This window comes from Ruegeria sp. CF8 (genome assembly GCF_056537285.1).
This window is the reverse complement of record NZ_JBQFRG010000002.1, coordinates 558,262-580,491: the sequence shown is the minus strand read 5'-3', so window position 1 is coordinate 580,491 and position 22,230 is coordinate 558,262. Positions and strand designations below refer to the sequence as shown.

Below are 22,230 nucleotides of genomic sequence, written 5' to 3'. Positions count from 1 at the left end.
TCCTCAGCCCCGGGTCCAGGGCAGTTTGTCCAGATCCACATTGCCGCCGGTGATGATCACGCCGACGCGTTTGCCTTTGAAGGCCTCGGGGTGCTTCAGAATGGTGGCCAGCGGCACGGCGCAGCTGGGCTCTATCACGATGCGCAGGTATTTCCAGGTGATCTTCATCGCAGCGATGATCTCGTCCTCGCTGGCGGTGTGGATGTCGCTGACGAAGTTCGACACAAAGTGCCAGGTGTTCTCCTTCAGCGGCACTTTCAACCCGTCGGCGATGGTGACCGGCGCGTCATCAGCGATGATGTGACCGGCCTTGAAGCTGCGATAGGCATCGTCGGCCTGTTCCGGTTCCGAGGCGTAGATCTGCACCTCGGGCGCCAGGTTCGACAGGGTCAGGCAGGTGCCCGAGATCATGCCGCCGCCACCGATGGGCGCAACCACGGCATCCAGCCCGTCGGTCTGTTCCAGCAGCTCCGCCGAACAGGTCGCCTGACCCGCAATCACGCGGGGGTCGTTATAGGGGTGCACGAACTCACCGCCCGTGCGCGCCTGCACCTCGGCAAACACCGCCTCGCGCGAGGTGGTCGAGGGCTCGCATTCGGTGATGATCCCGCCATAGCGGCGCACCGCGTCCTTCTTGGCCTGCGGTGCCGTGCGCGGCATCACAACGTTGCACGGGATACCGCGCCGACCGGCGGCATAAGACAGGCTGAGCGCATGGTTGCCGGAAGAATGTGTGCAGACGCCGCGTTCGGCAGCTTCGTCATTCAGGCCAAAGACTGCATTGCAGGCCCCGCGCACCTTGAAGGCCCCGGCCTCCTGGAAGTTCTCGCACTTGAAGAACAGCTGCGCGCCGGTCAGATCGTCCAGATACTCCGACCGCAACACGGGGGTGCGGTTGATATGGGGTTTGATCCGCTCATGCGCCTCGCGCATATCGGCGATGGTCAGGCAATCGGCTGTGGTCATTGCATCCAACATCAGGGCCTCCTTACGCTGCAGATTGCATGGGTGTGGCACGGCCCGCGCGGAAGTATTCCTGCGCTGCGGCCACACCGCTGCCCAGCTCGATCGGATAGTCCAAATCGGCCATGGCCATTTCGATCGTGGCCAGACCGGACAGAACCATCACGTCCGTCAGGCTGCCCAGATGGCCGATGCGGAAGGCCTTGCCGTTCATCTCGCCCAGACCAATGCCAAAGCTGACGCCATAGGCGTTGAAGGCGTGATCCGTCAGGGCATTGCTGTCGAAGCCGTCGGGTACATAGATCGCGCTGACGGTGTCCGAGTAGAGATCCGGCGACTGCGCCACCAGCTCCAACCCCCAGGCCGAGGTGGCCTTGCGCACGCCTTCGGCGAGACGGAAGTGGCGGGCATAGACATTGTCCAAGCCTTCCTCGAACAGCATCTTCAGGCTCTCACCCATGCCATAGATCAGCTGCAGCGGAGGGGTATAGGGAAAGCCGCCCGATGCGTTGGCGTTCATCATGTCGCGGAAGTCAAAGAAGGTGCGCGGCAGTTGGGCCGTCTCCATCGCTGCCAGCGCCTTGGGGCTGACGCACAGGATCGCCATGCCGGTCGCCAGCATGAAGCCTTTCTGCGAGCCCGAGACCGCAATATCAACGCCCCAGTCGTCAAACGCGAAAGGCATCGAGGCCAGCGAGCTGACGCAATCCACAAACAGCATCGCCGGGTGGGCACTGGCATCCATCGCCCCACGCACCGCTGCAATATCCGAACGTACGCCGGTGGCTGTCTCATTATGGGTGACCAGAACCGCCTTGATCTCATGGCCCTTGTCAGCCGCCAGAGCTTCGGCAAACTTCTCCGCCGGGGCACCGCTGCCCCACGCGCATTCGATGATCCGAACATCCAGCCCGTGACGCTGACACAGGTCGATCCAGCGATGACTGAACATGCCATAGCGCGCCACCAGAACCGCGTCGCCGGGGCTGAGCGTGTTGGTGATCGACGCCTCCCATCCGCCCGTCCCGCTGGCCGGGAAGGTGATGATCTGGCCCGCGCTTGTGCCAAACACGCGCCTAGTGTCCTCCAGCACCGGTGCAAACGTCTCAACAAAATCCGGTGCGCGATGATCCTGCGTCTGAACCTGCATCGCCAGACGCAAACGATCAGGAATGTTCGTCGGGCCGGGAATAAAGACCGGGTTCTGGTTGGACATGATAAGCTCCTCCAATTTGGCAAAATTATCTTACCAATCTTCGGACATTGCAATTTTCTCGAAAATGTTTTCCATTATATGAAAAAATAACCTAACGCATTGAAATACATGGCCTGGAAGGTTTTTCATTATCAGGGAAAACGATAACCAATTTGAAAAACACTGTGCCAAAGCCTAAAACTGACCCACAGACAACACAGGAAAATCCCCCATGGAGAATCACAAAAAGCCACGCGGAAGGCCCAAATCAATCTTCAAGGAAAGCTCCGCCGGAACACTGCAATCCCTCGACCGCGCATTGGAAACACTCACAAAACTCGCAGCCCTGGAACGATCTACCACATGCGGTGGGCGGGCTGGCATCGACGAGGTACCCAGTGGGCATTGACATGAGAACCCTCTCCAGATTTGCGACCTTCCAGTGCTCATGACGGCCTGAATCACTAAGTTTCAAAGAGAAGGCATGTAAGGCTCTTTTGAAAAATAAACACTTTCAGTGTCTACAAAATTGAAAACAAAAGACTCTAAAGTAAGCGCGATACGCGGAAACCCACGGTAGAAGCCGACTTTCAAGATTCCTGTGGACTTGGACTCAGTCTAAGCTGTTGCAAAGCATCAAAAGACCAACACAACTAACGCGCTCAGAAGTCTCTGCATATCGCTCAAATGTCTATACCCCCGTTCTTCGCAGCCACCTTTAACAAACACTTTTTATGGGAATTTCGTTGGTGCCAACCAACATGAGAGAACGAAAGCCGCTAACGTTCACCGCGTCGGTAGGGTGCCATCAACGCCGCTGGTACTTCGGCTCTGCGCGCGACAAGGACGAGCGCGACGATGGAAAGTACGTAAGGCGCCATCAGAAAGAGCTGGTAGGGTACGCCTTCAATCGCCGTCTGCAGCCGTAGCTGGTATGCATCGAAGAATGCGAACAACACCGCGCCAACCAGTGCTTTACCAGGCTGCCAACTGGCAAAAACAACCAGCGCAATGCAAATCCAGCCGCGCCCCTGAACCATACCCGGGAAAAAGCTGTTAAACGCAGTTGTCGTCAGGAATGCTCCGCCCACGGCCATCAAAGCCGATCCTACGACAACCGCGCCGATGCGGATACGGATTGGGTTCAGCCCCTGCGCCTCAACTGCATGCGGGTTTTCACCGGTCATACGAATAGCCAATCCTAGAGGTGTTCTGGACAGAACGTAGGCCATCAAAACCACAGCAAAGAGCGCGAGGTAGGTCGGTAGAGCCTGGGAAAACAAAATTGGACCCAGAACGGGTATATCGGACAGCCCTGGAACATTGAGCGGTTGGAAAGCCTCGATCGTCGGAGGCAGATCACCCACTTCAACAATAAGCCTGTAAAGGTAATAGGCCAACGCTGATGCAAATAGCGTTATACCAAGACCAGATACATGTTGCGAAAGCCCAAGCGGGACCGTCAGCATGGCATGCAGCAATCCCATGACCGCACCACAAAGCGCTGCAATCATAAGACCCACCAGCAAAGGCGCTCCCATGTAGACGGCAAGCCAACCGCTCATCGCGCCCATAGTCATGATCCCCTCGATCCCCAGGTTGAGCACGCCTGAACGTTCGCAGAGCAACGCGCCAAGGACACCAAATATGAGAGGCGTTGCGATACGCAAAACGGAAGCCCAGAGACTGGTGTTCAGCAGCAGATCAAGAGCATCACTCATTGGCGCACCCTGTAGGTTGTGAAGAGAAGGGCCACGATCATGGTAAGCAGGCAAAGCGCTACGATCACATCGGCGATGAAACTTGGAACACCTGTAGCGCGACTCATGGCGTCGGCCCCGACAAAGACGGTGGCCACGAAAACAGCGGCGGCGACTACTCCCGCCGGGTGCAAAGCCGCGAGCATGGCGACAACGATGCCCGCATAACCAAACCCGGGGCTCATCGTGGTGGTGACCCCTGCTGTAACACCCATGACTTCGATGGACCCTGCGAGACCGGCCAAAGCACCCGAAAGCAGGGCCACACCCATGATGGTTTGGGGCAGGGAGATTCCGGCAAAGGCAGCAGCACTGGCGTTTAAGCCAGCTGCGCGTGTTTCAGCACCAAAAACAGTACGCGCAAGGATCAACCAAACAGCACCTGCAGCACCGATAGCGACAAGCAGCCCGATATGAAGACGCGTGCGGGGGATCATATCCGGCAGACGAAAATCCCCGTCGATGGGCACGGAAGAGGGCCACCCAAACGCCAACGGATCGCGCATGGGACCCTCAATCATGAGACCGACGAAAAGAATTACGATAAAGTTGAGCAGTAGGGTTGTCACCACCTCATCCACGCCGAAACGCAGACGTAAAAAGGCAGGCCCTGCCAACAGGGCGGCGCCCGCCGCCATGCCTGCCAGCATCAAAATCGGAATACCTATCCATCCCGGAACCCCGAGTGAATGACCGATCCAAGCAGTAATCAGCGCGCCGACAAAGAACTGGCCCTCGCCACCGATGTTCCAAAGCCGCGCACGGAATGCGACCGCTGCTGCAAGTCCTGTGAGAATAAGCGGCGTGGCACGGGTCAGCATTTCGGTTATCGACAGGCGAGATCCAAGCGCGCCAGTCAGCATTTCGCCGTAAGCCGTAAGCGGGTTTACACCCGCTGCTGCAATGAGGCCCGCAGCCAAAAGCAATGCTGTAACGATCGCGGCCAGCGGCGCTAAGACTATCAGTTGCAACGGCACATGTGTGCGTCGTTCAAGCCGCATCATCATCTTCCTTCCAGACACCCGCCATCATCAGACCAAGGCGTTGCGGGTCAGCTTGGTCAGCGGATATGGGATTTGACAGGCGACCTTTGACGATGGCCTGTATGCGGTCTGACAGCGCCACGGCTTCCTCCAACTCTTCTGAAATGAGCAAGATCGCAGCCCCTTCGGCTCGTGCGGCCAAAAGCTCGGCGTGAACGGCAGCTATTGCCCCCTCATCAAGGCCCCGTGTCGGCTGGTTGGCGAGAACAAAGCGCGGCCCATTGGTCAGGACCCGGCCAAGGATCAGCTTTTGCATATTGCCGCCAGACAGCAGCCGTGTTCGTGTGTCGGGGCTGGCACCACGGATATCAAAACGTTCGATTACCCCAGAAGTGTAGTCGCGGGCCTCGCGTTTCCGGACAAAGCCGCCGCGCGAAAACTCTGGCGTGCGCAGCCGTTCAAGCACCGCGTTTTCCCACAGACTCAACTCGCCCACGACACCTTCTGCATGCCGGTCTTCAGGCACTCTGCCCGCGCCCGCTCGGATCATTCCGCGTGGCCCCAGATGGCCGATATCTTCGCCCAACAGTGTTAACTGCCCGGCGTTTGGATGTACCAATCCAGACAGCAGGCCGCCGAGCGATGCCTGGCCATTACCTGAAACGCCGACGATACCAAGGATCTCACCAGCGTGGACGGTGAAAGACACATCATCCAACCGCAATTCATCGCCATCCTCCACGCGTACGGCTTTTGCAATCAGGACTGGCGCGCCGATCTTGTGGTCATGGCGTACAGGCCGTTCAACTTTGCGGCCGACCATCAGTTCCGCCAACTCAGCGGGGTTGGTTTCTGAGGTTTTACGTTCCGCAACCATTTTGCCGCCACGAAGTACAGCCACACGGTCAGAAGCTGCCATGACTTCATGCAGCTTGTGACTGATGAAGATAAGTGAAAGACCCTCTTTCGTCATGTCTCGCAACGTTTCAAACAAGCGTGTCGCCTCGGGCCGGGCCAGAACGGCAGTCGGCTCGTCCAGGATCAATATGCGCGCGTCGCGGTAAAGTGCTTTCAGAATCTCGACCCTTTGCCGTTCGCCCACGGAAAGTGAACGAACCTTGGACTCGGGGTCTACAGGCAGACCGAAGCGATCTGCGATCTGTAACAGTTTCTTGCGTCCCTCGCCGCGGGCTGAACGTGCGCGCGTTAGCGGTTCAGAACCAAGCATTACGTTTTCCAGAACCGTTAGATTTGAGGCAAGCGTGAAGTGCTGGTGAACCATTCCCACACCCACCTCGATCGCGGCACGGGGCAGCCCCGGAGGCAGTTCTTTGCCGAACACCCTGACAGAGCCTTCGTCGGCTGCGTAGTGGCCAAACAGGATATTCATCAGTGTCGTCTTGCCGGCACCGTTTTCCCCCAACAGCGCAAGGATTTCCCCCTCTGCCAGTGTCAGGGTCACATCATCGTTGGCGGTAAGCGCACCAAAACGTTTGGTAATGCCGTGTAGTTCCAGAACTTTGGTCATGCGGGCAGGCCTGCGATTGGGGACGGAAAGGAGATTTCAGGCGAACGTGCTTCGATCAGCGCACCGAGTTTCAGCAATGCAAAATCTGCGCCGGGTGGACCGACCAATTGCACACCGAGCGGCAGGCGGTTTGCCGTGCCAAAAGGCAACGCCAAGGCAGGTAGACCCGCTGCATTGGCAAGGGCTGCGTTTGGAGCAAAAGCCTCCAGCCGCGCCATGTGATCGTCTGGGTCAGAGCCTGTAAGATTCAAAGTGCCGACAACCGGCGGCGCGGACGAGAGGACCGGCATCAGGACTGCATCGGCGGAATTGAAAAGCTTGCGCGCCCGATGTGTTAGGCGCGCAAGCTGTCGCGATGCCGCCAAAAGCGCGGTGGCAGCTGTCGCACGACCCTCTGCAGCCAAGGCAGCGGCCAGCGGGGGGACCATGTCATCAGAGATCCTGAGCGCGGTGAGCCAATCGGCCAAGGAAACGGCCAGTATGGTTCGGGCAATTTCGTGCGCCTCAGCCCCGAGTTGGTCGGGGGCACGAATATCTTGGACCTCACAGCCGGCATCGCTCAGTGCGTTGGCAGCATCTTTCGCGGCCTTGCACTGGTCAGCTCCGCAACGCTCCGGTAGCGCCAATGCTATACGGGGGTTTTCCGGCAGAATTACTGGGGCCATGGGCTGGACTACCGCATCTAGGGCAGTTTTTACATCGCGGACTGACCGGGCCAGGACCAGTTCGGATGCGATACCCATCAGGTGATTGGCAAAATCAGGGCCTCCGGGTACCGCGCCACGAGATGGCTTGAGCCCCGTTAAACCACAGCATGCAGCAGGTACTCTAATGGACCCGGCCGCATCTGTGGCATGAGCAATGGCAACGATACCACCTGCAACCGCTGCGGCTGCTCCGCCGGATGAGCCACCGGGGGTCAGTACAGGATTCCATGGATTGCGGCTGACCGCCATGCCATCTGGTTCACAGGTCAAGGAAAGGCCGAATGGTGGTGTTGATGTCAAACCAAAAGGGATCAAGCCGGTTTGGCGCAAATCCTGCAACAAATGGCTGTCGCTTTCGGACTTACGTCCTTGTGCGCGGATTGCTGCGGATCCTGCCGCGGCAGGCAGCCCTTTTGCAAAACTGCCGAGGTCTTTCACCAAAAACGGAACCCCATGAAATGGCCCGCGCTGTTCAGGTGGCAAAGCATCTGCAGCCTTTGCCCCGGCACGGGCCAAATCTTCGTCCTGAAATACCACGGCCCCCAAATCCGCCTGCGCTTGGCAAGCGGCAAGGCTGTGCTCCATCACGTCGCAGGCTGATATCCGCCCTGCCGTGATTGCAGCTGCCAGAGCCGTCGCATCGGTCACCCCAAAACCCTCGGGTTCAGGAGGGCTCGCTTTCGTCGATCGGAACATCCCATTCACCGGATTGGATCGCGGCCTGTTTGGCCTCCATCGCCGGGATGGCGTCGGCGGGCACTTCATCGGCGACATAGATCAGCTCATTGCCGCCATGGGCCATAAAGGAATACTCCGTGTAGTTCCGCCCGGTCGGATTACCGGCCTGAACGTCCGCCACGATGGCCTCAATGGTTGGGCCGTAATTCCAGATCGCATTGGCAAAGACCGTGCCCGGGTAGCGCGGTGTATAGTCGATAAGAGAACCGATGGCTTTGACACCCCGCGCTTGGGCGGCATCTGCGGTACCTATGCGTTCGCCAAACAGGATGTCTGCGCCCGCATCAATCTGGGCAATCGCAGCTTCCTGCGCACGAGCCGGATCAAACCACGCGCCGATGAAGCCGTTAACGAAAGTGGCATCAGGGTTCACTTCACTCACTCCCATCCGGAATGCGTTGATCAGCAAGTTCACCTCGGGTATCGGATAACCGCCGACTGAGCCAAAGACGTTGCTTTCAGACATTTGACCCGCGAGCATGCCAGCCAGATAGGCTGCTTCGTGGTTGCGGGTACCAAAGACACCAAAATTGTCCCCTTGCGGTCCTCCGGAAGACCCCATCAGAAAGGCGGTGTCTGGATAGTCTCCCGCCACTTCGCGTGCTTCGCGTTCCACAGCGTAGGATTCGCCCCAGATGATTTGGGCACCACCTTCGGCATATTCCCGCATTGCGCGAGGATAATCGGTCGGGGCAACACCTTCCGAAAACTCGTACTCGATCAGACCTGCATCTGCGGCCTCCTGCATCGCTACGTGGATGCGACTGTTCCAGGCGTTTTCAACCGGTGACATATGCACGCCGGCGACACGGGTAGCAGATTGCGCGTTCGCACGACGGACATAAGCCGGCAATGCCAGCGCGGCAGCAGCGCCGACCATCAGTTGACGGCGGGTTGTGATGAGTTTCATTGGTGTATCCTCTTCTGTTGGTGGCAGTTGTTCTTGTTATTGACCTTCCTAAGCATTGGGTTCAGGCGCATAGTCGGCGGGATCCAGGGTCGTGGGACGGCCGGGCAAAGAAAGTGCGGCCATTCGTGGTTCTGTACGTGCCAGCACCTTTCCGTTCTTGATGACGGCAAGGCGCGTAGCTTTCATGCGGACAGCTTCAATAGGGTCGCGTGCTTGCAGCAATATCATATTGGCAGGGCCGCCTTCACGGATTGTCGGGTCTGGCAGACCCATGGCTTTGGCCCCGTTCTGGGTGACGGAAACAAACGCCCACTCAATCTCTTCGCGAGATGTCATAGGCACGGCATGCACGCCCATATGGGCTACTTCCAACATGTCGGCGGAACCAAGCGAATACCATGGATCCATTGTGCAATCCTGCCCGAAGGCTACGTTTACACCCGCAGCGCGCAGTTCTGGCACACGTGTTAGACCCCGTCGGCGCGGATAAGTGTCTGAGCGACCCTGGAGCGTGATGTTGATTAGTGGATTGGGTACAATATTCATGCCGCTTTCCGCGATCAGCGGAACAAGCTTCGAAGCATAATAATTGTCATACGAATGCATCGCCGTCACATGGCTTGCCGTAACACGTGCCCCCAGTCCCAGGCGGGTGGTTTCAAAGGCCAAGGTTTCCACGTGGCGCGACATCGGATCATCACTTTCGTCGCAATGCAGGTCCAGCATCAGGCCGCGATCCGCCGCTATCTCGGCCAGTCTCGTGACTGATCGGGCCCCTTCCGACATCGTACGTTCAAAGTGCGGAATTCCACCCACTACGTCGACACCCATATCGAGCGCTTCGATCAGGTTTCTTTCTGCGTTTTCCGAACGGTAAAGGCCATCTTGCGGGAACGCTACCAATTGCAGATCAATATAGGGAGCAACCCGCTTGCGCACGTCCAACAGTGCTTCAACGCCCACTAAAGGAGTAGTCGAAACGTCCACGTGCGAACGGATGGCCAGCAACCCCTGCGACACGGCAAGGTCACAATAACGCATGGCCCGCTCAATCACTGCTTCGGGTGTCAGCAACGGCTTCAGCTCACCCCAAAGGGCGATACCCTCCAAAAGTGTGCCTGAGACATTCATGCGCGGCAACCCAAGGCTCAGGGTCGCGTCCATATGGAAATGCGGATCGACAAATGGAGGAGAAACCAAGCGGCCAGCGGCATCAATTTCTTCGAGCGCTTCAGCTTCAATTTCGGGGGCGATTTCCGCTACACGATCACCTTTGATCGCTATATCCAGTGGTCGGCGGCTAACTGGCAGCCGAGCCTGTCTAATGATGATGTCGAGCATTCACCCCTCCAAATTTGACCACATGGTAAAAGTATTCTGAAAAAATGCTATAAATTTCTGCGGCGTTTCAAGAACCGGTCAATTGGATAGTCTTCCACATCTCAATTGTCAGTGGGTGAGAGTTCTTGAGGCGTTGATCGAATGCGGATGCCTCAGATGCGAAATGCAAGCGCAGCAATTCGCCGTATCGGTGTATGGCCGCAAAGTGCCGCCAAAACTTTTAAACCTAATTGGGCTAACCCTGGTGCTCTTTCAGTTCATTCGTAAACCTCTGCAATCCGGGAATGTCGTTTGACGCCGAAAAGGTGATCATTCGGATCGGCCAGCTGAGATCGTAAGTCAAAGGCACTGTTGATACATCGCTTGCTTTCGGCGTGCCCAAAATGTCTTTGTCAACGATAGCACGGCCCGCGCCCTGAGCGACCATGCGAACTAAAGCGGATTGCGTCTGGGCTTCTGCTCTGACCTGAAACGAAACCTCACAGCTGTCGAACATTATCTCCACAGCGCGTCGGAACGGGCTATATGGCGTCAACATGACTTGAGGCGCTTCCGCAAGTTTAGCAGGCGAGACTTTGCGCACGTTGGCCAACGGGTCGTTACGAGGGACAATGACCACTGGTTGCAAGTCGGCCAGCCGCGTGCAGGCCAGATTTGGGTCGCCGGGGTCAGATGAAACAATTGCGCAATCCACCCGTCCTTCGCGCAACGCGGCCATCCCGGCCCTCTCGTCCAGAACGTCGATATCCACCCTGAGGCCTGAGAGTTCCGCCATGAGTTTTCCGGCCGCAACCGCAACGCGGGTGTCAGCCACCGCTGGGACCGTTGCCACACGTAGATGTCCTCCGGTGCCAGAGGCGATTTGGAGAGCGGCTTCCTGGATGCGTTCCAAACCTTGATAGTGCTTTTGAACCGCCTGATGCAGACTGTGTGCCGCAGAGGTTGGCTCGAACTTGCGTCCTGATCGGTCGAACAAGGACACGCCCATTTCCGTTTCAAGTTCAGCAACGACGCGGCTTATGGCGGGCTGAGATATGTGCAGGGCATCTGCCGCCTTCCGTGTGGAGCGGTGTCGATAGGCCATCTGAAAAAGCTCAACTTGACGGGCAGTGATACGCATGTGAATTGATAACATCAGCGTATCAATAAATACAATAAGATGATTTTTCATTAAGACTGGTGGCTGTTACCGTTTCGTGCATGAACTGCGAAACAACGGATCGAAACGTGCCCGCTGACCTAATGATCTTGCTTCTTGCCATAGTAACAGGATCAGCGATTCAGGTTGGGGTCGGGATTGGGTTCAGCATCGTAGCAGCGCCTGTAATGATGGTGTTGTTGGGAACGTCGACCGCTGTTCCAGTATTGCTCATGTTGAACACGCTCGTTTCGCTTGTCGCATCGAATGGGCGGGTGTGGTCAGAGAACAGTACACTGATCCGAAACGCCGTGATCGGGTGCCTTGCAGGCATAGCTCTGGGTCTCTTGATTTACCCCTATCTGTCGGAACGCATGGTGTTGGTCCTGACTGGTATTCTTTTGCTTGTCGGGGTCGCCGCCTCGTTAGTACCGCAGGAAAACAGGGTTGGTCTGCCAGGATTTCAGGCGATTTCGGGCCTATCGGGCCTTGCCACAGTATGGGCAGCGACACCCGGTCCTTTGATGATTTTGGGCTTTCTCGCAATAGGCCGAACCCCGCATGAAGCTCGTAGGTTGGTACAGCCCGTGGCACTGATCGCATATGGTTCAGCCTTTGCACTGCACTGCCTGTCGGACTGGGCCGCCTTTGCCAGTGCGCCATGGCTTTGGCCGTTTGTCGCGGCGACTATTGTGGGCAGTGTGCTGGGGCACCTGATCGGCCCGCTGCTGCCACAACAGGCCATTACCCAAGCCATTCGTTTCATTTCGCTTCTTGCGTGCGCGGTCCTGTTCCGCCGTGCCTATTTGGTTTGATAACAAGTGATGACTGAAAAGATGAATATCGATCTGAAACTGTCCGAGTTCCCCCGCGCCCACCTGATGATCGAAGTCACACCGGTCGAAAGGCTGGATCGTCTGTCAGATCATCTGGGTATAGATCTTTGGCTGAAGCGGGACGACCTGACCGGGCTTAGCTTTGGCGGCAACAAAACCCGGCAATTGGAGTTCTATTTTGGCGAAGCATTACAACAAAGGGCTGACACCGTTCTGATCACCGGAGCCGTGCAATCCAACTTTGTGCGTACAGCCGCCGCTGCCGCCAATCGTCTGGGGATGAAATCCGTTCTGCAACTGGAAGAACGGGTGTCGGGGATGGGAGAACAATACTACCTTTCGGGCAATGTTCTGTTGGCCAAAATTCTGGGCGCTGAACACATGCGCTTTCCGGTAGGTGAAGATGAAATCGGAGCTGACAACGCCCTGCATGAAAGGGCGGCTCAGCTGGTTGCAGAAGGGCACCGGCCCTATGTCATTCATCTTGGTATCGACCACCCGCCCTTAGGGGCGTTGGGCTATGTGCAGGGTGGTGTAGAGCTGAGCGCGCAGTTAAGCGATTTTGATGCCGCAATAGTGCCTTCAGGCAGCGGTTCAACCCACGGCGGGTTTCTGACGGGGCTGCGACTGTCCGGGGTGCATGCGCCCGTCTATGGAATCTGTGTGCGTCGCGATCAGGAGCAGCAGCACGCACGCATGCAAAAAGTCCTAAGCAAACTGGCCGCCTTGATGAGTTTCGACCCGGCCATTGTCATGAACAGTGTCAAAGTCTGGGACGGTGCGCTCGCGCCTGGATATGGGCAAGTCGGGGAGAGAACCCGTGATGCGCTAACCCTGATGGCGCGTACCGAAGGCATTTTTTTGGATCCGGTCTACTCGGCCAAGACATTTGCCGGGCTCTTGGGGCTGCTGGATGAAGGTGTGATCAGAAAGGGCCAAAAGGTCGTCATGCTGCACACCGGAGGGCTTCCAGCACTGTTTGGATACCAGGAGGTGTTTGAGCCAATCGATAAGGACCGATCGCAGTAGCACTACGCATATCACCAAACGAAAAATGACATTTTGAAAGGGAGTAAACGATGAGAAAGAACCTGATCCTGGCTACGGCTATGGCACTGGCTCTCGGGGGTGTCTCCGCGCAGGCCGAAGAGTTTGTCACGATTGGCACAGGTGGTGTGACAGGGGTGTATTACCCTACTGGCGGATCAATCTGTCGTCTGATGAACAAGAACCGCAAGGAAACCGGCGTACGCTGCACAGTCGAATCCACTGGCGGTTCGGTCTACAACATCAACACGATCCGCGAAGGTGAGTTGGAGTTTGGCGTTGCCCAGTCTGACTGGCAATTCCACGCTTTGAATGGCACCTCGAAGTTCGAAGAAGCGGGTCCTTTCGAAGATCTGCGTGCTGTTTTTTCCGTCCACGCCGAACCGTTCAACGTTATGGTTCGCGCAGACTCGGGGATCGAGCATTTTGACGATTTGGCGGGCAAACGGGTCAACATCGGCAATCCCGGCTCTGGCCAGCGTGGCACCATGGAGGTGCTGATGGAAGCCAAAGGATGGACCAAGGACACATTCGCCCTTGCCGCCGAGTTGAAGTCCGCAGAGCAATCCAGTGCCCTATGCGACAACCAGATCGACGCGTTTATTATCACGGCCGGTCATCCTTCGGGCAACCTGACCGAGGCCGCCACCACGTGCGACGCCAAGCTCGTGCCGGTGACCGGTGAGGCCGTAACGGGTTTGATCGACAACAACGCTTATTATCGTTCGGCCACAATACCCAGTGGCATGTATCGCGGCACCGATAATGACGTCGAAACCTTTGGGGTGGGTGCAACACTCGTGACGTCGGCCAACGTATCTGATGCGGCGGTCTATGCTTTGGTGTCGTCCATCTTTGAAAATTTCGACGATTTTCGCACCTTCCACCCGGCGTTTGCGAATTTGACCAAAGAGGAGATGGTAACCGCTGGTCTTTCTGCCCCAATCCATCCGGGTGCGCTGAAATACTATCAGGAAAAGGGATTGTTGGAATAAGGCGAGACGGTTTCGGCAATTCGTCCGACACGTTCCGGGGCCACGCTAATGCAACGCTATTCGTGTGGCCCCGCACAGGCAACATCAAGCCCGAATGAGAAATGAGATGGCTTCAGGCGCAGCCGAAGCGGGTGAAGCAATTAACAAGGCATCAAAAAGTAATTCGAGTGCCAATAAGGCTTGTTTAAGAATGCAGAAAACAATTGAGCAGACGCCCGTCGCTTCCAAAGCCATGGACGACGGACATGAAAGCGGCACAGCGGATTTTCCTCCGGAGACATCCAAAGTTGACTACTCGATTTCACCGGGCCTGGCCGACCGGCTTGGAGGGCTTGGACTTTCCATCGCCTTTTCCTCCTACCAGTCGGGGTCCCTTTACATGGTCGGCGTCAAACCGGGCGGGGGGATTAACATACATCAGATGGCTTTTCCCCGGCCAATGGGTATTCACCGTCATGGGGCGCATGGCTTATCGCTGGCGGCAGATGATCAAATTCTGCACATGCAGAACGTGCTGGAACCGCAGGAACGCGTGAATGATCTGTTCGATGCCGCCTTCATGCCGCGTCAGAGCGAGTTTACCGGACGGCTGGATCTTCATGACCTAGGCGTCGATGCGGCAGGCAGGGCGATCTTCGTTAATACACGATACAATTGCCTCGCAACCCCGGACCCGCGCCACAGCTTTCGTGAGGTCTGGCGCCCCCCGTTCATATCATCCCTTGTGGATGAGGATCGTTGCCACTTGAACGGGCTGGCGATGAAGGACGGGCTCCCCCGATATGTCACTGCTGTCAGCCGTTCGGATACGATCGACGGTTGGCGCGACCGGCGCGCGGATGGGGGTATCGTTATTGATGTCGAGACGGGAGATGTCGTTTGCGACAAACTGTCGATGCCGCATTCCCCGCGATGGCACAACGGACAGTTGTGGCTGCTGAATTCCGGGCGGGGCGAGTTGGGAACAGTGGAGTTCGACCAGAACGGCAAAGGTCATTTCGAGCCATATGTCTTTTGTCCGGGTTTTGCCCGTGGTCTGGCCGTGCACAGTCGCTACGCCTTCGTCGGCCTGTCCAAACCCCGTTACAAGCGGTTCGAGGGACTGGCGCTTGAGTCCCGCCTGACCGAGGCTGATAGCGTACCGTGGTGCGGAATCCAGATCATAGATCTTGAGACCAGAGCTTGCGTGGACTGGCTTCGGATAGATGGCGCGGTGGCCGAGCTTTATGACCTTGAGCTTCTGCCAGGTCATCTCTGCCCCATGGCCGTTGCGCCCGGCACCTCAGAGGCTGCAACGCTGATCACCTTTCCGAAGTAAACATATAAAAATCAATAACATAACTAAAATTGGTACGGACATAATGAGTACAATAGATCAGGGCACGAGCCTGTCACACTATCGGGCAATTCCTTTGCGCGGCGGTCGGATGACAAAGTACAAGGGGCAAGTGGCAAGTTGCGCTCCGGCATTTGGACGCGTGCTTTCAGGCATTTCTGCGGCGGCACTTGGCGCGACAACCTTCCTGATCGCAGGCTCCGCGCTTGCGGGCAGCTGCGCCCCGCAGGTCCCCGGTATATTTTTGTGTTCCGGACCAGCTGACCCGATCAACGACATCAGTGTGACGATCATCAATGGCGCGCCCATTTCCGTGGACACGTCTGCGGGCTTTGGTATTGAGCCCTTTAATGCCTCTAACGCCATTGATTTGTTCAGCAATTCGGGCCTGACTTTCACCGACAACTATGGGTCTACAGTCACCTCAAGGACCAATGACGCGCTTCGGACTGTCGTTTATGGTGGCGGCGATTTGACGGTGACCTCGACCGGTACGCTCAGCGGAGCGCGAAACGGTATTTATGCTCGAAATTACGGTGTGTTTTCACCGGGGAGTCTCTCGATTACCGCGGCGAATATCAGCGGCGCGACGGACGATGGGATATACGCCAGGAACGACCGTGGCACGGACCTTTCAATCACGACATCCGGGGTCGTTTCAGGCGGCGGATTTGGCATCTTCGCCCAAAACACTGGCAGCGGCACATTGGAAATCTCGACCGCAGAAGTCTCAGGTGGCGCAACAGGCGACGGCATTTCAGCGACGAATTCCGGTAGCGGCCTTTCCGTCAGTGCATCTGGTCGGGTCATCGGCGGCAACCGGGGTGTTGCAGCCATAAACAATGGCAGCGGAGCCCTGACGATTTCAACTGCGGATGTCACTGGAACAAACAGCTTCGGGATAAGGGCAGCAAACTACGGTTCCGGCACTGATCTGTCGGTCACTGCATCGGGTACTGTTTCGGGTGGACGTGATGCGATTTCCGTGAGCAACCGCGGAACCGGAAATCTGATCATCGATGTTGCGGACGCGATCAGCACAACGGATGGATACGGGATCAATGCCCGTAACTATGGGGCAGGCGCGGTGGTGATTTCTGCGGCCAACGTCACCGGAACTGCCAACAATTCGGGCATATTCGCCGGTAACACAGGCAGTGACCTGTCGATCACGACCAGTGGGCTGGTGACAAGCAACTGGCGTGGGATTTCTGCACAAAACACAGGCACCGGAGATTTGACCGTCTCGGTGGTGGATGTAACGTCAACCCGTCTGAACGGGCTGAACCTGTCTAACTATGGCGCGAACCTGTCGGTCACATCTAGTGGAACGATCAGCGCGATAACAAAAGGGGTTGAGGCGCGAAACCAGGGTGTCGGCGCAATGGCTGTTGCCGTCAACAACGTCACAGGTACGACTGAGGAGGGAATGTACCTTCTCAATGCCGCCACGGGAACGGATTTGTCGATCACCGCTGCAGGAACGGTCACGGGCACAACCGGAATTGCAGCAACCAACCAAGGCAGTGGTGCGTTGACTATTTCGACGTCGGACGTCACGGGCACAGTTAGCGAAGGTCTGATTGCACGCAACGAAGGTGGTACCGATCTTTCGATCAATGCGCGGGGTGGCACGGTTACCAGCGGAGGTAACGGGATTGTTGCACTTAATGATGGCAGCGGTGCGCTGACGATTTCATCGGCGGCCGTTACGGCGACCGGACGGAATGGAATATTTGCTTTGAACAGGGCACCCGGCACGGACCTTTCAATCACGAACACAAGTACCGTGACTGGTTCGTACAGCGGGGTGAATGCGATCAATCGCGGCAGCGGCGCTTTGACAATTGCAACCGGGGGGGCAATCGGCAGCAACGGCATAGGGGTTTACGCCAGAAACGAAGGCAATGGAGATCTGACCATCAGCACCTCTGGTGTCGTCAGCGGTGATTTTCGAGGGATTTACGCCCGAAACTATGGCAACGGAACGCTACGGGTGACCGTTGCCGACACCGTTACCAGCGGGTCAAGCGCAGCGATTGACGCGCGAACCAACTCTGGCGGGATGAGCGTGATCACACTCGGCAGCGGAGCATCGGTTTCGTCCACATCCGGCGAGGCGGTCACCAACAATGAGGGCAACAGTCAAGTGACCCTGGCGGCGGGATCGGTCGTTGCGGGTTCTGTGCGTCTAAATGACGGCATCGACGCGCTGACGATTGAGGGTGGTGCAGACATCAGCGCAGCAACCCTGTTCGACGGCGGCATTGGCACGCAAGATGCCGTGACCTTTTCGGCCTTCAACGGTGCTTTCGATGGCACCTTGTTCACCAATTGGGAAAACCTGACGGCAGACAATGGAAGCGTCCTGACTTTGGACCGTTCCGCATCAAGTATTATTTCTGTCGCGGCCCAAAACGGATCGACCATCGCAGTGGGCGAGGTAGGCCTGTCTCTGAACAGTAAATTGCAGATCGACGCGACCAGCCGTTTCCAGGCCGGGTTTGGCGGATCGGGCGCGGTCAGGGTTGAGAGAGACGTCAACAACGAAGGTCTTATCACGTTGGCTGATGGGCGCGGCGGTGATCGCCTGACCATTGGAGGCGATCTGACGGGATCTGGTATTGTAGCGCTTGACGTTGATTTTGGTGCCGGTTCCAGCGACCAGTTGATTGTGACAGGCGCCAGTGCAGGAGCACAGCAGGGACTGCAGGTTCAGAAATCCGGTACTCTTGCAAATCTCCAGACCTACGCGCTTGCCACGGTTTCCGACACAAGTTCTGCCAACGCCTTCCATCTGGTGAACGGTGATTTTGTGACCAAAGGTGGAGAAACCGCAATCGTCGGAGGCGCATATACCTTCCTGCTCGATTACGACACGGCAACCGGCGAATTCATTCTCACTCCATTCACCGCGAATGGCGGGGTGAACCTGAATCCAAACCGTGCATTCCTTGCGGCGGGCATCCAGCAGTTCAGTGACCACATTGCATTGGATGGGACGATGCGCCGTTTGTCCGGCAGAACAAGTGCAGACGAAGCCAATTCCGTCAGTCGATCCCTGAGCGAACTCAGCTCTACAGATCGACCACTGGTCTGGCTGAACGCTGAAGGTGGGCGTAACCGCTATACGTCTGGTGATCGCACCGATGAAACAACCAGCGGCGGCCTGCGTGTCGGAGCCAGCCTGCCATTTGCAGAGATCGGCAATGGCGTCGTCGTCGGAGGGTTCGAGTTTGGCGCAACAACACTGTCGACGAACAGCGAAACGTCATTGGCTGACGGCAAGATTGACACCGACGCCTACGACGTGACGCTGAGCGCGTTGTGGCTGGCAGATAGTCAGCTCTATCTGGATGGTCAGGTGCGTTATGCGTACTTCGACAGCACAACCCGCCTTGCCGGAGGGCAGGAGGTCGATACGGATGGGGACGGCTATGCCGCCTCGATCGAGGTTGGGAAAGTGTTCGCCCTAAACAATGGGCTGAACCTTATCCCTCAGGCGCAACTTCTTTACAGCAAGGTTGATGCTGACAATCTCAGCGATGTTTCAAGCGGTGCCGCCGGGACGGTCTCTGACGGCGATACGCTGAGCGCGCGCATTGGCCTGCGAGCCGAGCGTGAGTTTGGCACCAGTGTTCTCTTTGGGCAGCTCGATTACTACCACGCGCTTGATGACGAAACCTCGGTGTCCTTTGGCAACGACACAGTTCTGACCCAGCGCGGCAGAAATAACCTTGCCCTTACATTGGGAGGCCACATGGACATCACAGCAAACACCACTTTGTTCGGAGAAGTATCGGCCCAGAGCGGATTTGGCAGCAGTTCTGACGATTACGGCGTTGCAGGCCAATTGGGTTTCGACTTCCGGTTTTGAACTATCCACCACGAGATAACGACGGCGCACCCCTCCTCGCGCCGTCTCGTGTGGGCCACCGCAGCGCTCACTCACTTCATCACTCACGGGCAAAGGTGGCCCACACCCGATTTATCGATCAAACAGAAGGATCAATTCGATGAAAACTGTAATCTCTGCAGCACTGGCCCTGGCGGCATTGGCTGTTCATTCGCCGGCTCAGGCGGAAGATCTGGAATTCTTGCTCTACAACGACAGCAGTGCCGATCTGGTTGAATTCAACATCTCACCCGCGTCATCCGACCATTGGGAGGCGAACCTTTTGGCGGGTGGATATCTGGCCCCAGGATATGAAATCGGCGTAGGTATCGCGGATGGGCTAACGACCTGTGTCTATGATATTCGTGGCATCTTTGCCGACGGTTCCGAAGCCGAAGACTATTCGCTGAACCTATGCGATCTGGGTGAATATACATTCACCGACTAGGTATTTATCCATACGTTACGGTGAAAGCTCCAGGAAATTGGAGCTTTCCACAAAGGTTCGTACCTTTGGATTCGGTATCTGCCAGCGCGCCAATAAGCCCAAGACTCAGGATTATTTTGTTTAAGGAGAACACCTTGACCGAAAACATAACTCTCAGAGATGGAAGAACGCTTGCTTTCAGCACATACGGCGACCCAAAGGGAACACCAGTGATTTTTAGCCACGGGTTTTCGGACTCTCACGTCATTCGTCAACCCGACGACAATCTAACTGCTTCGCTCGGAGTGCGATGGATAGCAGCAGACCAGCCCGGTGTCGGAGGTTCCAGCCCGAAGAAGGATCGGAAAATGGTCGATTGGGGTGCTGATATGGAGGACCTGGCTGATCATCTTGGCCTTGATACCTTCAACGTAGCGGGCCATTCCGGCGGCGGCCCGCACGCTTTGGCGGTGGCATTCCAAATGCCGGAACGTGTGCGTAAGATCGCACTCGCTTCTCCGGTGGCACCGTTTGATGAGCCCGGTGTAACCAAGATGCTGGTGCTGAAGGACCTCAAGACCATCGCGAAACTGCGCCATTTGACCTTTCTGATACGCTGGGCCGAGCGTATGGGCGCCAAAAGTGCTTTGAAAGATATCCCGTCATATGTGGAGTCTGTTGTTGACCAAATGCCGAACGAAGCCAAAACAATGCTTCGCAATCCAGAGCAGCAGGCCTTATTCGAAGAAAACTTTCGCCTTGGCTACCAACAAGACGAGGAAGGAGTTTTCGAAATGACGATGGCTCTTTGGGACTGGGGATTTTCACCAAAGGCAATCCAGCAACCGGTGGATGTGTTTTATGGTACGCAGGACGACATTATCTCACCGGAAATGCCAAGACACCTTTGCTCTGAGCTACCCAACTGCACAGCGCACGAATGGGCGGGCGCAGGACATTATGGTTTTGTGGATCGCGCGCGGTGGACCGAATTTGTCAGCGCGGTCGCTGGCCTTTCTTAGTAAGTTGCAGTTGACGTGGTCTGCATGACGACGCGTTTGACCAGATCACGCGCCCGCGGCCAAGGGCCGGAAAGCGGGGCTTTCCATCTTGGTGTAGCCAAGCATTAGCTGGCATGCGTACACATTGCCCAGAGTTGTTTTGGATTCAGTGGTCGCTTTGACTGAAGACGCGCCCTTTGTTCCAGGCTTGGCGAACCAAGCGAATGGCAGGAAAGTTTGGTGCATTCTTGTCCGATCCGCTGATCCACTATGCCCTCCCGGAACGACACCCCGACGTTGACAGATCACCCCATCATGAGATGCAGCGCTACGCCCGAGAGCAGGAACCGACCTCAAAATACCAAGTTCTGTACTGTCCACGAATGTCCACTCTGTGTGCCCCCCGCCCTTGGAAGGGCGAGGGGCGTGGGTTTCAAAGGGCTTTTCGGAAAATCACCTTGTCGTCACCTTTGGCCCAGAAGTCACGGATGCGTGCTTCTTCTTCATACCCATTCTGGGCATAGAATTTGCGGGTCAGTGTAAAGCTATCCGAGCCAGATGTATCTACAATCAAGATGCGTTGCCCTTGGTCTTTGAGGTACCGCTCGGTCGCACGCACCAATGCAGCGCCAAGCCGCCTACCTTGCAGGTCTGGACGAACGGCAAGAGCGAGCATGTTCCACGTGCCGTCGGCGAAGTCTTCTGGAACCGTGTAGCACAGGCCCACAGCCTCACCATCACTATGACACGTTAGCCAAAGGGCCTCGGTTTCGCCCGCCAACGCAGGGGCCAGCATGTCCGGAAGTGCTTCGCTTGGGAAAAGCTCTGTCCTGTCCAATACGACCTGAAGCGCTGCAATGTCCTCGGCGGAAGTAGCTTTGATGATTGGATTTGTCATTGTCTTTATCCCCTTATCGGTTGTCGTATTGAGGGTTCACGGAACGAATACCGAGCCTTGTGGCGACGTAGGGTCGCCCGTTTTCAGATTTGATGAAGCGCCGCTTTTTCAGCCGCTGAAAAAGCTTCAGCGTGCAATCAGACAGCACATGGCCGTCGCGTGTGAAACACGAGACTTCGCGTATTTTGCCGCTCTTCATGCGTTCAAAGTGGATGGCTCCACCCTGCGCAAGAACGTGCAAAACACGCTGTTCATGTTTTGAGATATTCAATGTTTTGTCTCTTGAGTTTATGTCATCCGAAAAGGCTTCCGGCCATTCGCTCGGAAGTCTTTTGGTTCAGTTGGTCCAAACAGGTGGACCTTAGCGGCGGGCCGCAATCGTAGACATAAAATCTCCATCGCCCTGCTTCGTGCAAAGCGTGCACAGCAGTTACTGCGATGAGTGTCGATTGGCAAGCAGACATTGGGAAAGTCGAAACCAATACCTGCTTTGTCCACGATCCATGAATTCAAGCTCGCCCAGATTTTATCG

At 56.5% G+C, this 22,230-nt stretch carries 18 protein-coding genes; 7 read left to right on the top strand and 11 right to left on the bottom strand.

Annotated features, from left to right (window positions below; genetic code table 11):
* Positions 1-3 precede the first annotated feature (3 nt).
* The 9 genes from bhcB to ACR0EV_RS07150 form a co-directional block, all read right to left on the bottom strand.
* Positions 4-978, bottom strand: coding sequence for a beta-hydroxyaspartate dehydratase BhcB (gene bhcB / locus ACR0EV_RS07190; protein WP_480799437.1), 975 nt, complete (start codon positions 976-978; stop codon positions 4-6).
* A 10-nt stretch (positions 979-988) separates the two neighbouring features.
* The gene (gene bhcA, locus ACR0EV_RS07185; RefSeq protein ID WP_480799436.1) at positions 989-2,179 is read right to left on the bottom strand and encodes an L-aspartate--glyoxylate aminotransferase BhcA; all 1,191 of its coding nucleotides are present in this window, start codon (positions 2,177-2,179) and stop codon (positions 989-991) included.
* Positions 2,180-2,937: 758 nt separating this feature from the next.
* Positions 2,938-3,879, bottom strand: coding sequence for an ABC transporter permease (locus ACR0EV_RS07180; RefSeq protein ID WP_480799468.1), 942 nt, complete (start codon positions 3,877-3,879; stop codon positions 2,938-2,940).
* Positions 3,876-4,919: an ABC transporter permease gene (locus ACR0EV_RS07175; protein WP_480799467.1), complete on the bottom strand. Its 1,044-nt coding sequence runs from the start codon at positions 4,917-4,919 to the stop codon at positions 3,876-3,878. Before ACR0EV_RS07175 ends, ACR0EV_RS07180 begins: the two co-directional genes overlap by 4 nt.
* Positions 4,909-6,429 carry an ABC transporter ATP-binding protein gene (locus tag ACR0EV_RS07170; protein WP_480799466.1) on the bottom strand — a complete coding sequence of 507 codons (1,521 nt, stop codon included), beginning with the start codon at positions 6,427-6,429 and terminating at the stop codon, positions 4,909-4,911. The genes ACR0EV_RS07175 and ACR0EV_RS07170 overlap by 11 nt, the downstream gene beginning before the upstream one ends.
* Positions 6,426-7,832 (bottom strand): amidase family protein, encoded by a 1,407-nt coding sequence (locus ACR0EV_RS07165; protein ID WP_480799465.1) that lies wholly within the window; start codon positions 7,830-7,832, stop codon positions 6,426-6,428. Before ACR0EV_RS07165 ends, ACR0EV_RS07170 begins: the two co-directional genes overlap by 4 nt.
* Entirely contained in the window at positions 7,801-8,784 is a 984-nt protein-coding gene (locus ACR0EV_RS07160) for a BMP family protein (protein ID WP_480799464.1), read from the bottom strand. The genes ACR0EV_RS07165 and ACR0EV_RS07160 overlap by 32 nt, the downstream gene beginning before the upstream one ends.
* A 48-nt stretch (positions 8,785-8,832) precedes the next feature.
* On the bottom strand, positions 8,833-10,125 hold the full coding sequence (locus ACR0EV_RS07155; protein ID WP_480799463.1) for an amidohydrolase family protein: 1,293 nt from the start codon (positions 10,123-10,125) through the stop codon (positions 8,833-8,835).
* Positions 10,126-10,360: 235 nt separating this feature from the next.
* The gene (locus tag ACR0EV_RS07150; protein WP_480799462.1) at positions 10,361-11,260 is read right to left on the bottom strand and encodes a LysR family transcriptional regulator; all 900 of its coding nucleotides are present in this window, start codon (positions 11,258-11,260) and stop codon (positions 10,361-10,363) included.
* 92 nt (positions 11,261-11,352) lie between these two features.
* Between ACR0EV_RS07150 and ACR0EV_RS07145 the strand changes: the two genes are divergently transcribed.
* The 7 genes from ACR0EV_RS07145 to ACR0EV_RS07115 all read left to right on the top strand — a co-directional run bounded on the left by ACR0EV_RS07145 (position 11,353) and on the right by ACR0EV_RS07115 (position 20,821).
* On the top strand, positions 11,353-12,078 hold the full coding sequence (locus ACR0EV_RS07145) for a TSUP family transporter (RefSeq protein ID WP_480799461.1): 726 nt from the start codon (positions 11,353-11,355) through the stop codon (positions 12,076-12,078).
* Positions 12,079-12,087: 9 nt separating this feature from the next.
* Positions 12,088-13,128 carry a D-cysteine desulfhydrase family protein gene (locus ACR0EV_RS07140; protein WP_480799460.1) on the top strand — a complete coding sequence of 347 codons (1,041 nt, stop codon included), beginning with the start codon at positions 12,088-12,090 and terminating at the stop codon, positions 13,126-13,128.
* A 50-nt stretch (positions 13,129-13,178) separates the two neighbouring features.
* Complete coding sequence (locus ACR0EV_RS07135; RefSeq protein WP_480799459.1) at positions 13,179-14,141, top strand: TAXI family TRAP transporter solute-binding subunit; 963 nt, start codon at positions 13,179-13,181, stop codon at positions 14,139-14,141.
* Positions 14,142-14,331: 190 nt separating this feature from the next.
* Positions 14,332-15,459 carry a TIGR03032 family protein gene (locus ACR0EV_RS07130; RefSeq protein ID WP_480799458.1) on the top strand — a complete coding sequence of 376 codons (1,128 nt, stop codon included), beginning with the start codon at positions 14,332-14,334 and terminating at the stop codon, positions 15,457-15,459.
* Between the two features lie 109 nt (positions 15,460-15,568).
* Positions 15,569-19,354, top strand: coding sequence for an autotransporter outer membrane beta-barrel domain-containing protein (locus tag ACR0EV_RS07125; RefSeq protein ID WP_480799457.1), 3,786 nt, complete (start codon positions 15,569-15,571; stop codon positions 19,352-19,354).
* A gap of 139 nt (positions 19,355-19,493) precedes the next feature.
* Entirely contained in the window at positions 19,494-19,820 is a 327-nt protein-coding gene (locus ACR0EV_RS07120) for a hypothetical protein (protein WP_480799456.1), read from the top strand.
* A gap of 65 nt (positions 19,821-19,885) precedes the next feature.
* On the top strand, positions 19,886-20,821 hold the full coding sequence (locus tag ACR0EV_RS07115; RefSeq protein WP_480799455.1) for an alpha/beta fold hydrolase: 936 nt from the start codon (positions 19,886-19,888) through the stop codon (positions 20,819-20,821).
* 412 nt (positions 20,822-21,233) lie between these two features.
* Here ACR0EV_RS07115 and ACR0EV_RS07110 read toward each other — a convergent pair whose 3' ends face one another.
* Positions 21,234-21,698, bottom strand: coding sequence for a GNAT family N-acetyltransferase (locus tag ACR0EV_RS07110; RefSeq protein WP_480799454.1), 465 nt, complete (start codon positions 21,696-21,698; stop codon positions 21,234-21,236).
* A 13-nt stretch (positions 21,699-21,711) separates the two neighbouring features.
* Positions 21,712-21,969 (bottom strand): YjhX family toxin, encoded by a 258-nt coding sequence (locus ACR0EV_RS07105; RefSeq protein ID WP_480799453.1) that lies wholly within the window; start codon positions 21,967-21,969, stop codon positions 21,712-21,714.
* Between the last annotated feature and the right edge of the window lie 261 nt (positions 21,970-22,230).